The 14,779-nt window shown below is 58.5% G+C and carries 7 protein-coding genes; 1 reads left to right on the forward strand and 6 read right to left on the reverse strand.

The features are described from left to right. Window positions 1–49 precede the first annotated feature (49 nt). The 4 genes from J3U88_RS12220 to J3U88_RS12235 form a co-directional block, all read right to left on the reverse strand. On the reverse strand, window positions 50–1,498 hold the full coding sequence (locus tag J3U88_RS12220; protein WP_207859045.1) for a hypothetical protein: 1,449 nt from the start codon (window positions 1,496–1,498) through the stop codon (window positions 50–52). Between the two features lie 168 nt (window positions 1,499–1,666). Next, complete coding sequence (locus tag J3U88_RS12225; RefSeq protein ID WP_207859046.1) at window positions 1,667–3,181, reverse strand: hypothetical protein; 1,515 nt, start codon at window positions 3,179–3,181, stop codon at window positions 1,667–1,669. Window positions 3,182–3,315: 134 nt separating this feature from the next. Continuing rightward, window positions 3,316–5,700 (reverse strand): zinc-dependent metalloprotease, encoded by a 2,385-nt coding sequence (locus J3U88_RS12230; RefSeq protein ID WP_207859047.1) that lies wholly within the window; start codon window positions 5,698–5,700, stop codon window positions 3,316–3,318. A gap of 133 nt (window positions 5,701–5,833) precedes the next feature. Then, on the reverse strand, window positions 5,834–8,731 hold the full coding sequence (locus tag J3U88_RS12235) for a hypothetical protein (RefSeq protein ID WP_207859048.1): 2,898 nt from the start codon (window positions 8,729–8,731) through the stop codon (window positions 5,834–5,836). A 589-nt stretch (window positions 8,732–9,320) separates the two neighbouring features. Between J3U88_RS12235 and J3U88_RS12240 the strand changes: the two genes are divergently transcribed. Next, window positions 9,321–10,241 carry a MerR family transcriptional regulator gene (locus tag J3U88_RS12240; RefSeq protein ID WP_207859049.1) on the forward strand — a complete coding sequence of 307 codons (921 nt, stop codon included), beginning with the start codon at window positions 9,321–9,323 and terminating at the stop codon, window positions 10,239–10,241. A gap of 18 nt (window positions 10,242–10,259) precedes the next feature. Here J3U88_RS12240 and J3U88_RS12245 read toward each other — a convergent pair whose 3' ends face one another. Beyond that, window positions 10,260–11,516, reverse strand: a complete 1,257-nt coding sequence (locus J3U88_RS12245) for a reverse transcriptase family protein (RefSeq protein ID WP_207859050.1) — start codon at window positions 11,514–11,516, stop codon at window positions 10,260–10,262. A gap of 308 nt (window positions 11,517–11,824) precedes the next feature. Beyond that, window positions 11,825–14,644, reverse strand: a complete 2,820-nt coding sequence (locus J3U88_RS12250) for a hypothetical protein (RefSeq protein WP_207859051.1) — start codon at window positions 14,642–14,644, stop codon at window positions 11,825–11,827. Window positions 14,645–14,779: the final 135 nt, after the last annotated feature.

Below are 14,779 nucleotides of genomic sequence, written 5' to 3' on the forward strand. Positions count from 1 at the left end.
GACCATGGGACGGGGAACCCAATGACAACGAGAAGCGGCGCGGAAAAAATCACGATTCATCCACCTTCCTGTCGCGGTGGATCCGGGTCAAGGCTCCTTGCTGATCCTCGCTCAGGGTCAGATCACCCACGCCCTGCTCGGGCACAACCAAGCTCAATCCACCACCGCCACCGCCAACCAATAATCCGTGGCGCAATTGCAGCGAGAGAATCACCCGGTCTAACTTTTCTTGCGCGTCAAGGTTAAAAACGCTTCGCAGCGGCACCAGTTCGGCAATCACCGCCGGGGAACCGATCATGTCCAAACTATCCAGGCAGAAATCCATCATTTTGTAACGGCGCACGGCCTTGAGAAACAGCGCCTCGGTATCGGGATGGGGTCCCAAGTCGCGCAGGGCAACCAACAAATCAAAGGCGAAATCACGCATTGCGGCGCCTTTCTCGGAAAGCACCTCATCAGCCAGTTCGACCAGGAGCGCGCGAACCGCGTCGTTCCCCAGCGCGGTCAGGCCGGCCAAGGCGGTTTCGGTGCCGGGCCGCAACCCCAAGCCCTCGTGCAAAATCTCGATCTGGGTGGCGGCTTCGAAGCGGGCCACATCGCGGAGAAACGCGGTTCGAAGAGAGGCCGGACATGCCCCAATCACCGCGCGATAATGGGCCGGCCGATCCGCATCCGCTAAGCCGCGAATATGGAGAAAGCGAAGCGCAAAGGGTGCGCTGTCAGCGGGTTCCGGCCAAGACCAATCGCCCGGCGTACCGGCGTCGGCCAAGTCGCACCACAGCGCCGCGAGGCGCTCCTGCACCAGCGAGACATGCTCCCCTATGATCGCCGCACGAAGGCGACCATCCATACCCGGATCGTCCTGCCAACCCACGGCGGTTTCACTCAATAGGGCGACCACCCACTGGATCACCGAAGAACAGGACGCCTGAATCGGCAGTTGGGCTTGGCGCCAAGCCCACCCACGCGCCCGCAGACGCGCTCGCCCCCAGGTCCAAAAATTATGCGGGGTCAGGTAACAAAGCCTGCCCTCGGTTGCGGATAGGTGCCGCAGGCTCACAAGGCGACGGCGGGTGTCGGCATCAAACCAGGCTAGGGCGTTGGGATCGCCCAAACGCAGTAAAAAGGTGGCGTCAAACGCGCGGTCACCGGTCTTAGCACACTCAAAATAACGTTGTTCGTGTTTGTCGAAGGGTTTCAACTCAAACCCATAAGGGAGCGGCGGGTTGAAGATGACTTCCAAAGATCGGCTGTCCATGTGGAGTTGATGTCCCCGAAACGGGCCCACAAGCCCGTCTTCCGTATGGGTCAAACCGGGAAAAACCCGCGCCAACTTTAGGATCGAACGAAAGGGAGAAAAGAGACCCCATTTCGCCAGCAAGCGCTCAAAGGCTTGAAATAAAAAAACAAACGGGAGCCAGAGCGGACTATAAACGGCTGCAAGGATAACCAGCACGAATACCGCGATAAAAATAGGTTCAAAATCAATACCGCCCATGTCACCTCCTCGAAACCGCGACCCCGTCTCAGCGTTTTAGCGAAACGAACCCAAAAAACCCCTTTTTCTCTATTAAAGCGTGTCCTGTTTCAAAAAACGTCATCTTGACCGGCAAAAATGGGCCGGCGGCCGGGCAAAACCCAACGTTGGGTCAAAATGCCTGTCGGATCAATGGTTTGAACGGTCGACGTCAACTTGGGATACGGAACCCGACAGATCATCAGCCGCCTTGCTCAAGGCGCCTTGGGTTCCCTCGGCTGAGACAACGGTTAGGCACCCGGCCACATCGTTGATTACCAAGCCGTGACGGATTTGCAGGGCCCTCACAACCGCCTCCAGTTTGCCGAGGGTGGCGGTGGTGATGCGACCGCGAAGCGGCACCAAGGCGGCAATCACATGGGGCGAGCCGATGTGTTCCAAACTGTCCAGACACAAATCCATCAGGTGGTAGGCCTTGAGGGCTTTGAGAAAAAAGGCCTCGGCGCCTGGGTCCGGACCCAAATCGCGCAAACCGTTGAGAAGGTCGCACGCGATGAAGCGATAGGCGGAACGGGGCGTAAAAAGCGCCTGTTCGGCGAGATCCAAGAGCACGGCACGCGCGGGTTCCCCACCAACAGCAACCAACCCGGCGACGGCGGTCTGACAACCCATCAGGGTCTCGGTCCCTTTGCGCAACAGGGTGATCTGCCGCGCGCGGTCGAAACGGGCCACATCGGCAAGAAAGACGGGTCGCAGAATTTCGGGGCAAAACGGGAGCAGGTCGGTGTAGATCGCCGCGTTCTCGCGGTCCGGCGAAGCGCGCAAATGGAGGAACCGAAAGGCAAAAGAGGCCCCAGACGCCGGTGCCGGCCAAGACCAGTCACCCGGCGTCCCACGATCAGAAAGCTCACACCAGAGCGCGGCGAAATGGTCGCGCATGGCAGGAACCGTCTCACCGTTAAGCGCGTCGCGCAAACGCTGGTTCAGGGTGCGCTCATCGTTCCATCGCGCGGTTAATTCGAACAAGGTGGCGGTGATCCAGGGTAAGGTCGAAACACGCGCCCAACCGGTAACCGCCCGCGGGTTTTGCCGATGCCAACGCCAAGCAAGACGCCTTTGGCGCAGCCATTGCCAAAAGGTGGTGCAGGCCTTAAACCGCAAATGAGAATGGGCGGCAAGGATCTGTTGGGCTTCCAATAAAAGACGACGACTCGGGGCATCGAAATATACCAGCGCGGTCGGGTCGTGCAACAAAAGACAAAATTGGGCGTCAAAGGCGCCGTCTTCGGTTTGAAACGGAAAAAGGTAGGCGCGTTGGCCGGGCTCCGCGGGTCTCAGTACAAAACCATGGGGAAGCGGCGTTTGGAAGGTCAGCTCGATGCCGTCCGCATCCAAAAGGAACGGGTGGTCCGCCGTAATACCACGCGCAAAACGCTGTTGCGCCACCAGATTGGGAACGAAGCGACCCCGCCGGTGGACCCACTGATAGGGCCAAAAAAAACCACAGCACGCCAGGATCACCTCCATACAACGAACCGTGATCAGGAAAAGCAGCAGCAGTGGGATGAGCAGGGCGACAAGTAAACCGAAAATGACGAGCAAGGTGGTTAGGTCAAGGGTTTCCGGGCCGTGGCTGCCACACCAGGCGAGTCCCCATCCCAAACCAGAAACCGCGACCACCCCGTGGAAGAAAAACCCATTCACCGTTTCGCCCCGCTGCGCCCAAGAATCGAGTCCACTAACTAGATCGCAGACGCGGCTAAAAGGGTCGCAACAAAATGCTCAAACAGTTCGATAAAGGGGAAACGCGAAGAAGCCCCGCGTTTCCCCGGCATTGATTAGTTACCAATCGGACTGCCGGGCGGAATTTCAACGGGCTCACCGGCCTCGTGATAATCCTCTTCCGACAACAGTTTCTCGGCAACCTGCTGTAGGTACAGGCCGTGGTTGCGTTCCTCCGCGTCGGTTAGGGCGGTCAGCTTGGCGACGGTGTTTTGGACGGCACCGGCCAACAAGGTACGGATATCGCCGCGGATTTCACCGTCCCCGTAGCGCTCAAGCATGGCGCGCACGGCTTGCTCACGCGCCTGGAGCATCAGGGTTTTGGCGCCGCGCTCGCTTTGGCTGACGACCAGCTTTTTGACCAGTTCATCCAACACCTCGGCAACCCCCAACTGTTCGCCGTCCAAGGCGTGCTGGTTGGCGATGCGGTGCAAACGGCTGGGTTCCAGCAAGGCGGTCAGGCTCATGGCCAAGCTGGTTTCGGCCATGGCCACATGATCGGGAGCGGCGCCGGTACGCCGGGCAAACAACTCACGATGCATGGGATAGCCATAAGCCCGCGGCGGAATCGCGCCGGCCAATTCACCCGGCAAGCTCAAGAATTGGGGCTCCATGGTTTGCAGCAACAAGGTCACGGCGCGCCGCTGGCGATCCGCGCTCACGGGTTTGTTTCCGGTTAGGGTCCCCTCATCCATGCGGTCCTTCACGCGGTAATCGAAGTGAATGCCGCCGATGCTTTTCGCCAGCGCTTCGAGCTGGTAGCGGTGCATCAGGTACACGGGGACCAGCACTTCTTCCAACTCACTGTAGGTCCGCCCGGCGGACAGGTTCGCGGTCGAAAAATTTTGCAACACATGGTTGCGCAGTGCCACCATGCGTTCGAATTCGTCGATGGGATCGGCACCGTTGTCCCACAGGTTGGCCGTGGGGTGGGCGTCGCTCACCTCGCGGGAATGTTCATCGGTGATAAACGGCAAGCCCTTCTTTTCGGTCTCCTTCAGCACCGCGGCCAAACCCTTGGCCTCGTCGCGCCATTCGCCGTAAAGGTACTTGACGGCCTGCTTATCCCAGACGCCGATGCCGACGTCGTAGACCTCACTAAAATCGAGCTTGCCGCGTTTCAGCGTGACCAAGGGCGCCGGGTAATCCATCACCGAGGCACGGTCGTGGGCGCTGGCCGCGAAGTTATGCGCAATCCCCAGTGTGTGACCGACCTCGTGGGCCGACAACTGACGAATGCGGGCCAAGGCCAATTCGACGGGATCCCACTTGCCGCGACTTCCGTTTTTCTGCAGCGGCAACATGCCTTCAAACAGCAAGCGATCCTGACGCACCCGCTGGGAACCGAGGATAACGAAGCCTTTGATGATTTCACCGGTGCGCGGGTCGGGAATCACCCAACCGTAAGACCAGCCGCGGGTGGCGCGGTGAACCCATTGAATCACGTTGTAACGCACATCCATGGGATCGGCGTCCGCGGGCAGCATTTTGACCTGAAAACCGTCGATGATGCCGGCGGCTTCAAAGGCCTCGTTCCACCAGGACGCCCCTTCGATCAACGCATCGCGGATTTGGGGCGGCGTGCCGGGGTCGAGATAATAAACCAAGGGCTCGACCAGCTCGGAACGTTTGGCGCCGGGATCCTTGCGCACCAACCGGTGGCGATAAACCCAGTGTTTCTCCAAGGGCGCATCCAGCGGGGCGGCGTAGTCACGCAAGGTGAACGGGAAGCCGCCGGAACGGGGGTGGAACACACGCGGTTTGTAGCCTGGCTCAGGCAATTGCACGATGGAAAAATGCTGGCGAACCGACACCCGCGTGGCGTCGGGGGTCACGTCGCGAACGAAATCACCGGGCTCGTCCCCTTCCAAAGTCAGCATCACCTCAATTTCCGTGTTGCGGGGAAAGGCCTTGGTACGCGGCAGGTAAACAAAACTCGCATCTTCTTCCACACCGAAATCACCCTGCTCAGCCTCGGCCAAGCGATCGGCAATCCCGGCGCGATCCGCGAAAATGTATTCGTTGAGCGGAATCCACAAGGTGCCGTCCAGTTCCTCCTCGATTTCCACGCTCCAAAGGACGGAGGCGGCAAAACTTTCGGCGACGGCCCGCTGCTCGGCGGGGTTTTCGGAAAAGGCGGTGTGGTAGGTATTGGGTTGCATTAAGAAGAGGCGTGGGCCGACGCGCTTGAAGTACACCAAGCGGGTATTGTCGACCAATCCGCGGTCCAAACCCACGTCGTTGGATCCCAAACCACCGGCGATCCCGGCGGCAAGAATAAAATGTTGTTCCAAGTTATCAACGGCGAGATACAGCTCGCCTTCTTGCTCATCCCAAGCTAAATCCATGTAACCGGGGATAACCTGTTTATCTTCTAGAAAGTCCGGCGCTTGGTCGGGCGCCTCGAAAAGCAAAAGCATGCTCAAAAGTACCAGTGTCATATCAGCCTCATATCATCTAGACGATTCTCCGCTGATTGTAACCGGCGCGCCGTTTTTTCGCGAGATGATCCTCGCGCCCAACCAAGGCTCACCGCACATACCGCGCGTCGCATGGGGCGCCGCCCGGCTGATATTAGTTGGATGAACCCGGCTGGACGTCGCCCAGGGCAAACCAAACCGGGTTGGTCCAGGTCGCCCCCTGTTGGAACCGCAACGAACCCAAACCGCGGCTGTTCACTCCTGGCGTGAATTCAGGGTTGTCCTTGATCACCGACCAGACCAGCAGCGCGGCAAACATCGGGTTGCTCCAACCGTCGGGTGAACAACGGTTGGCAAGACGGGGATACCGCAAGGTGAGCTTGCGGCAAGACGCGGTGTCCATTTGGGTTTCGACGGCCTCGGTTCCCGCGGCCAACCGGCCGAACACCTTACCCGCGTTCCCGGCCTTTAAGCCGAGATCGACCAAGGTTCCGTCGGGAACCCGCATATCAAAGCGAAGGTTCTTACCATCCGACAGGGCGACCTCGATAAAGGTTCGCAGCGGGGGATCCTCCTCCATCGGCAGGTATTGCAGGTAACTCGGCGAGAGAACGGCGGCGGGCAACACCTCATAAGCAGGTTTGTGGCGAATTTTTTTGCTGGGTACCAAGGCGGAGCCGTAAAAGGCACGGGCGGCCGAAAGCAAGTAGGGTTGCCAAGCGGCGACACTTTGTTTGGCGGCCAACTTCAAAAACGCGTCCACGGCGCTGTTGTCGAGGGTCAAGCGCAGGTTAAACGCAAACGCGGTGTTCTCACCGGTGGGCACCACAAAGTCGGCGGGGTTGGTGGGAAACAGGAATTCGGTCAGGAGCGTGCGCAGGGCCTCGAGTTGTTCCTGATTGACGTTGGGGTTGCTGATGTGGGTGGTCACCACCCAATTGAAACCCTCCAAGGTGTAGGAATCGCTAAGGTCGGACCCATCCCCTTTCCCGTTGACCTCAAGGGCGATGGTGCTCGTCCACTTGAATTTGTTGCGCGTGACTTCCTTGTACAAGGAACCGGTAAAAGAGGCGGTGCGGTAGAGCGCGGGCGCGTCTTTGACCTCAACGCGGCTTTGCTGGAACCTTTTGGTGGTTTCCTTGGTGGCGTCAAAAATTTCGCCGAGGCGATTGAGCAGCAGGCTAAAGGTAGAAGTGCGCAAACGGCTGCTGGTAAACAGACATTCGTTGATGCGGAAGGGGGGTTCCTCGTTGTCGTCGGTCTGGGGAAGTTTGGCCAAAAAGCCGGGAATGTCCAGCTTCTGGAACAGCGACCAGTTGTCTTGTAAAGCGCTGTTGGTGCTGTCCAATTCAAGGTCAAACAAGGTTTGCCGCATGGCCTCGTAACCGATTTCGGCACCGAGATTGAAGCCCAGGTCGCCGTTGAGTTTGGCCAGCGAGGATTTCCAGTCTTGGTCGAAATCGGTGACCTTCTCAATAAGGTCGGTCACCTTTTTGGCGAAGGTTTGAATTCGCGCCAAATCCTCCTGGCTGACCTTGTCCAGCGCTTTTCCAAGCAAACGGGTGATCAGTTTTTCCATCTCGTCGTCGAGCTTGGCGCTGAGCTGTTGGGGTGAGGTTAGGTTGGTTTGGATAAAGTTCATTGCTTTGGCCAGTCCGCTTTCCTGAGCCATTTGGTTCCAACGGCTAATGACCTGATTCGGGAAGGTGTTCAAGAAGGTCTGGCTCTGGGCGGCAAGGGTGGCGGCTTTTTGAATCGCGTCCTGGGGCCGGCTGCCCAAACCGGTGAGCAACTGTTCCAGTGATTCCCCGGCCAGGGCCTCAACCATTTCGATCTGCTCGGAAAAGTCGGGGTCGACAAGGGTGCGTACCGTTTCCGCAAAGGTTTTTCCCTTGAGGTCGGCAATTTTTTGCAAGGTGTCCCGAATTTTGGAGCCAGGAGATAGATCTGCTTTAAACAGAAGGCGTTGCCAAAAGTCTTGGAGGCGGGTGTCAAGGTTGTTGTAGGCGGTGGTAATCGATTGGGCGGTTTTCCAAATTTCGTCAAACTTGCCCTGGGAAAGGTAACTTTTCAGGTCCAGTCGCGCGTCGAGTTCGTCGGCAACCTCTTGGCCCAACTTGTCAACCACGGCCTGCCAATCACCGGCGGCCACGGGTTGCATGTCGTCGGCCAAGCGGGTCAACGCGTTGCGGAACTTTTTAACCGGGGCCAACTCGAGAACATCTTCTAATAGCTGAATCAGCACGCTGCCGAGATTGTACTGAACCTGCAGGGAGAAGGACAAACCGGCGGTGAAGGTGCGTTTGCGGGTGCGATCAAGGCGGACGCGAACCCAGGGCGGCGCGACCTTACTCCCAGCCAAACATCCGATGGTGCAATCCATTTTTTCGTAAAGCGAGCAACCAAGCGAGGCTTTTAAAGCGGCCTGCGCGTCAAATTTTAGCGCGGTCCCCTCGAACAATTTGCCCAAAGCATCGAACTGCTTGCTGTAATTCACACCCAAGCTGAGCTTGATCCCGAAATCCAGTTCGTACTGGAACTGGAACTGCTGCACCGCGCCGGCGGCGGCAAGGTCCTTTAATTCGAGACGTAGTGGGAAGCGGGTCTGTGCCGCCAAAAATTTGAGTGCGTCGAGCCGGGTTTCGCCCGCGGGGGTGCGCACCAAGCGGTATTTAAAGGAGCCGTCGGCTTTGGCATTGACCGCGGCGGTGACCAGGGTACCGACGGGAATTTCCGCATCACCGCCCAAGCCGGCACCGATTTGAAACGAAAGTTGCCAAAGGGACGGCAGGGCCTCGGGCGCCCCGCCGGTGCTGTCGTCAAACACCTGGTTAAGGCTGCTGTTCTGGATGACGGCAACCTGGAGTTGTTGATCAAACTCGGCGGAGAGGCTTTGGCCCAATACATTAAAAGATGTGGCAGAAGGGAGTTTGAGTTGCTGGCTGATAAACACACCGTTTTCCGGCGGTGGCGCGTTGAGTTTGGCGAGGTTGGGATCGAGACTGAGTTGTAGGGACTGATTTTGAAAAAAGTCGAGCTCTTCCTGAAACACGGGTACCTCCATGGTCAAACAGACCCCGCCCACCGCACGAGGAAATCCCGCGACATTGCGGGCGAGTGCCGAATCGCCTGGCAAAAACGGCGAAGATGAAATGAACCGGTGGGTCTAAAGAAAAAGAAACAATGTGGCTAATTCACGAAAAAGGGGTGCGGAAATCATACCGCGAATGACAAGGTTCTGCCGACCCGAAAAAAGCTGATCGCGCGTGAATTCCATCAAAATCCGAGCCTTGTACCAAATAGCCACGGATAACTAAATGGAAAAACCCGTGACAAAGTTGCAAATCTGCACTGAATGGTCGACAAAGATTCCCATCTGTCAAACTTTGGTTATACAGATGTCTATTCCCTGTTCAGTAAAAGAAGTGTCCCGATTGCTTGCACGCTCGCGCTAAGGACCGCATAATTTATAGGAAAGTTTTTCATAGCCGGATTTGAAGCCAGGACCTTCAGAAAATTGGATGCGAACCATAAGGTGGATTTTTGCAGGACAAAACCTTGATATGTTCGCGTTTCCACCTTAGGATGAAAACAGGTTTCCGCACCCCGTTTCGGCAGGGTTGCGACCCGCGGGAGATCCCATGAACCAATCCTTATACCCCATGCGCGCGGTCTGTAAGCTGACCAATTTGACGGCCGACACGGTTCGTGCCTGGGAACGTCGCTACGGCGCCATCACACCCGGCCGCGTCAAAGGCGGTCGCCTTTACTCGCAACACGACATTACCCGACTCAAACTCTTGAAACGCGTGGTTGATGCGGGCCATCGCATCGGCAGCGTCGCCAACCTCACCAATCCCCAACTTCAAGACATCCTTAAAGAATTCCGCCAGTTCCGCGATCCCGGTTCGGTGCGCACGGTGAATGCCAAGGTCGACCAAATCGTCAAAGCCTGCAAGGACTACCAATACCTTGAGGTCGATCTGGAGCTGGAAAAGCAGGCTTCCCTGACCAGCACCCGTCGTTTCCTCAGTGAAATCGTGGTGCCCTTGTGTGAACGCGTCGAGGAAGAATGGTCGATGGGCACGGTGACCATGGGCCAAAAACACATGCTGTTCGTGCTGATTCGCAACCTACTCGGAACCTTAATCCGGCTGCGCGGCAACCGCGCCGAACCCGGCTCGGTGATGCTGTTCAGTACCCCCATGCAAGGCACCTATGAATTCGGCGCCCTAATCACCGCCGCGATCGCCGGCGAGGAAGGCTACTACGGCCTCTACCTCGGCCCCAACCTACCCGACAGCGAAATCCTCATGGCCGCCAAACGGACCGGGGTCGCCGGGGTTTGCCTCTGGCTCTCAGAAGGAAGCGGTCGCGAACCGCGCATGGCCGAACAAATGAAAGCGATCCGCGATCAACTCCCCAAAAACTGCAAACTCATTGTCGGCGGACCGGTCGAGAAACAAATTGCCGAGAGCATGGAAGCCTACGGCATCGCGGTAACGCCCGGTTATGAAGCGTTCGATGACTACCTCTCCCAAAAGGCGCGTTTATCCAAGTAACCCTTTTTTTCCAATTCCTTAATCCGTGGCGGCGCCTTTAATGCGCCGCCATTGTTTTTTGTAGGGTTCGGCGCGAATTTCGTCAACCATGGCCAGGTAATTCAGGTAACCCTCAATCGCCGCGTGAAGGTCACCGCCGCGTCCCCATTGCTTTCCTTCAAAACCGGACCGTTCAATTTGGTGCAGCAACGCGCGAAAACGGCGTAACTCGTCACGTGGCACCGAAACGACCCGATTCACCACCAACCCGGTCACCTCCTGGCGCCGCCCTTTGCGCTGGATGCGGGTTTTGTCGGGGTGCACGGTGAAGCCCTCTTCCCCAATAATCGACCGAACCCTCGCCAACAGATCACCGACAACAAAGGCGGGTTCGCCGACGGCGGAGAAGGAGAGGTCGTCGGCGTAACGGGAATACCGCCAGCCCATGGCCTTGGCCAAACCCATCAGACGACAGTCCAAGCGGTAGGCAATCGCATTGGCGACGGCCGGGCTGGTGGGCGCCCCCTGCGGTAACCGCCGCGGCCCGGTTTCCACGGTAAAGGATCGCCCGCGCCACTGCAAACGGGAAACACTGGGTTCGGTCACCAAACGCGCCAAACAGGTCGCAACGGCGGCATTGTAACCCATGGCGCGCAGAAAACCGCGCACCCGAGCGTAGGGAATGCCGGGGAAGAAGTTTTGTAAATCGAGATTCACGACCACATCCGCACCCACGTGGGGTCGGGCGTTGTCCACGATGGAACGACCGGGCCGGAACCCCATACACACGGGATGGAGGGGAATTTGCTGGAAAAGCTGTTCGTACAACATCCGTTGCACGCGTTTGAGCCGCGGCATCGGGGCGGCGATCTGTCGTTGACCGCCGCTTTTTTTACTAATGGCGAAACGACGGTAATGGCTGATCTCCAGGCGGCGGTCGCCAAAGGCGAGAAACTGCAACTCCGCGAGTGGGATGTCCAACAAATGGGCGACATCTTCCAAACGCGGCAAGGGGGGACAATCAAACTTAACGCGGTGTTCCTCGGCGGAAAAAACGGGACGAGGTTTGCGATTGCGTTTCCACGGGAAGCGGCGTTTTCCTCGGCGCGGTCTGGCCGCGATGAGGTGTTCGTACCAATGCTCGCGTTTAAGGCCTTCATCCAGGCGTTTCTCAGCCAGATCACGATCCAACGCCGCCAAGGCCGCTTGCTCAATGGCGCGACATTCCTGTTCCCGGTCCTCCAGGGACGGTGTTCCCGCGCCCTGTCGTGCCCCGGGTTTCTCTCGCTCGCCCAATCACCCCTCCTCTCGGGTGCCGTCGCGCCCCATGGGTCGTCCCTTCGTGAACTAGATCCTGCCGGGCGGTACGGCGCCGACGTCGACCCGCCGTCCGCGCGCATTAGGTTCTCGGAATTCGAACCGTAATGTCGCGGGCGGTACAGGCGACGTCGCGCCACGCGCCGACCGGGCATGCATGGTGGGTCTGAGCGCATGAATGGCGAAACACCATTCGGGTTGCAAGGTGAGCACGACCCGTGGGGGCGACGGCTCGCCTATGATAGCGGAATGAAGGTCGCCGGGGAAGGGCGAGCATGAATTGGGATTCAGGGCGCCGAGGCAACCCGGTCGGGATGGGCGTCCAGCGCCGGATCGGCGTTTTGCAGGGTCCACAACAAACGCACCACGTCGTTGCCGGCCATGGCAGAAACGGGCACTTCCAAGCGGGTGAGCAGGCGAAATAAGGTGGGCCCCCGTTCGGCGTGTCCTTCGCACAAAGCGCCGAGCCGGTTGAAAAATTCGCGCCGCGCCAACTGGGAACCGGTCGATTGCAACAGGGCCTCCAGCACGGGTTTGAGGTTGGGCAACAGTTCGGGATGATGGTCGATTTGGTTGGCCAAGGCCTGTAAGGCATGGGCGCGGGCCTTGGCAAAGGGCAGACGAACTAAGTCGGCCAATTGGTGCCAACGCGCCGAATCATGAACCATTTCCCGCAAAACACGCATGCCGTAACGGGAAACCTCGCTGCGTTTACGCTCTAACAAAGCGGCCAGCACATCCGGGCCGAGTTTTCCGGCACGGCGACGCTCATCCAACACGTGTTCAAAGGCGGCGCGGGTATCCTCGTGTTTCGAGGCAAGCAACCCGAACCACACGACCTGATCACCGTCACCCAAACCAAACCGTTGACGAACCCAACCCATGGCGTGCGCGCGCACGCCGGCAAGCGGATGGTTGCAAAGCTTGACCAAATCTTTGTCGCGCCAAACCTTCGACGGGCTGAACTCGCGCAGGAGGAACTCGCCCAAACGCTGGGCCTCATCGCGCTGCTTGGATTGCAGAAGACGCCAGACGGTGAGCGGTTCGACGGCACGCAGACCGAAGGTAAGCGGTCCCATCATCAGTTGAACCAAAAAACCAAATTGGACCTCGGTGTATTTGGCCGGCGGCAAGAATTCTCGGGCAATCATGCAGGCCCAGCGGTCGGCAAAACGGGGGTCCCGTTCGGTGATGACGGCCATGAGCGGCAACAAGACGGGCGCAAAGCGTTCGGGATCGCGGCCGAGCAAGTTGAGTACCCGACCGGCAATCACCCCGGCCATGGTGGACGGCAACTTTTGCACGAGCAACAAACCAGCCAAGACGATTTCGTCATCCTCCATATCCAGCAGGGTGGGCCAAAAATCCATTTCAAAACGCAGCGGCTCCAGCTCCCCTTCCCGCAGGACCCGCGCTACCAAGGCGCGAACGGCGTCTTGCTCGTCCTCCGCCAACATCAAGAGCACGTGGGCCTCCCATCCTTCCAAACAAGGGAACCCCTCGGCGAGCAAATAATCAAAGGCTTCCAAAATATCGCGGGAACGCGCGGGATCGAAGGAAGAAGCCAAGCGCACGGACAGACGCCGGCCCAGCTCGGCCGACTGGGTCATCGGCAAGTGCCATTCTTTGAAATTGGCCAAACCCTCGCGGCGGATGGTTTCGTTTTCGTGACTGAGCCAACCGGCCCAACTGTTGACGGCGTCGGTAAAAAGCTCGGGATTGCGTTGTAGAGAAGCCAAGGCAAAGGCGCGTTTTTCGGGGTCCGGCGCCCGCATTAACACCTGAACGATGCGCGAGCGGCTTAGCCAGGTGTCGCTGTCGTCACAGATGAGGGAAAACGCGAAGGAGCGGGTTTCCGCGAAGGGCGATTCCAGCAAATGGACCATGGTTGCCTCATCCAATTCCGCCAAAACCTCGGGATATGCGCGCAGCACGGCAATGGCAAATTGGTGGATCGGCAACGCACGGGCACCGGTCAGCAGCGCCAGGCAGCGTTCGGGATGCTGATCCCAATGGGTCGGGAACGCGTCTTCCCTGCCCTCGGGTTTGGGATCGCCGGGTCGGTAGGGATCGCGACAGCGCCACGACAACCGCGCCGACTCAACCCGGTAACGTTCACCGCGACCGTGAATGATGTGGTTGAGCGCATAGTAGGGTGCGTACTGGTCGAGGACCACCTCGCGTTCCTCATCCGCCACGCCGTCTTTCCAGCGGTAGCGACGCACCGGCTTGGCGTCTTCTTCACGAAAATGGCGCAGGTACTCGGTGGCAAAAGCGGTGTAGCCCTCGGCGTCGTAAGCGGCCAAACGGTTCATGTAACGCCAGATCGCACGCCGCAAAAAGGCTTTGGTTTTGCGCGTAAAACCAATGCGGCAATCGGGTTCCTCCAGCTCCTTCTGGACATTCACCCGGAACACGTCCTCGCCGTCTTGAACCCAGCCCCAATCGGAGACTTTTTGGGCTTCCTCGACCTCAATCCGGTAGGCGGTTAGGCCGAATACGGCGCTATCCCCGCGAAAATAGGCAATCTTAAAAATGCGCTTGAAAAAGCGGAAAAAGGGCGGGCGCAAAGGGCAGATGCGCAGGGTTTCAAGCAGGGCGGCGCGCATGGCGTGATCGTTAATTTGGTAAAGGCGCCACAAAATAAAAGCGTGTTTGGCGCGAGGCTCCCGCTGGACCAAGGCCACAAAGTTGCGCGGAAAACGTTTGGGTTCGCGCAGGAGGTCGCGGTAAAAAGGATCCAAGCCGCTGACCAACACCTCTTGTAGGCGCTCTAAGTCCCGCGCCGAAAGCAGCATACGCCACGCCTCACCGGCCATTAAGCGCACGTGTTCCTTGAGGGTGGGGTCGCGTTGTACCTCGTCCAACAGCGGCAACAACCCGTGAAAACGACAGCGGCCGGCGGCCCACGAAGCGGCGTAAACCACATCGGGCTGTGGCGATTTCAGGGCACGGTGAACCGCTTCCTCCGCTTCAAGAATGCGCAATTCACCCGCGCGCCACAGCAGACGCGAGAGTTTGCGTCGCGAGGTACCGGGATAAAGCGCCGCACCATTCAGTTGCCGCAGGAACAGCGCACGGTCGTGAGAAGAGCCGGATTGAGCCACGATTCGTAGTTAAACCTTTCCGTTTAATGTAGTTACATTGGTTACCGAGTAAATGAGCGGGGACAGCCGAGTCTGTATGATACCACGGACCGCCACCTCGGCGCTTGGGCGGAATCACCCTTCCCCCATGTTCCC

It is taken from the genome of Acanthopleuribacter pedis (genome assembly GCF_017377855.1).
Taxonomy (GTDB): domain Bacteria; phylum Acidobacteriota; class Holophagae; order Acanthopleuribacterales; family Acanthopleuribacteraceae; genus Acanthopleuribacter; species Acanthopleuribacter pedis.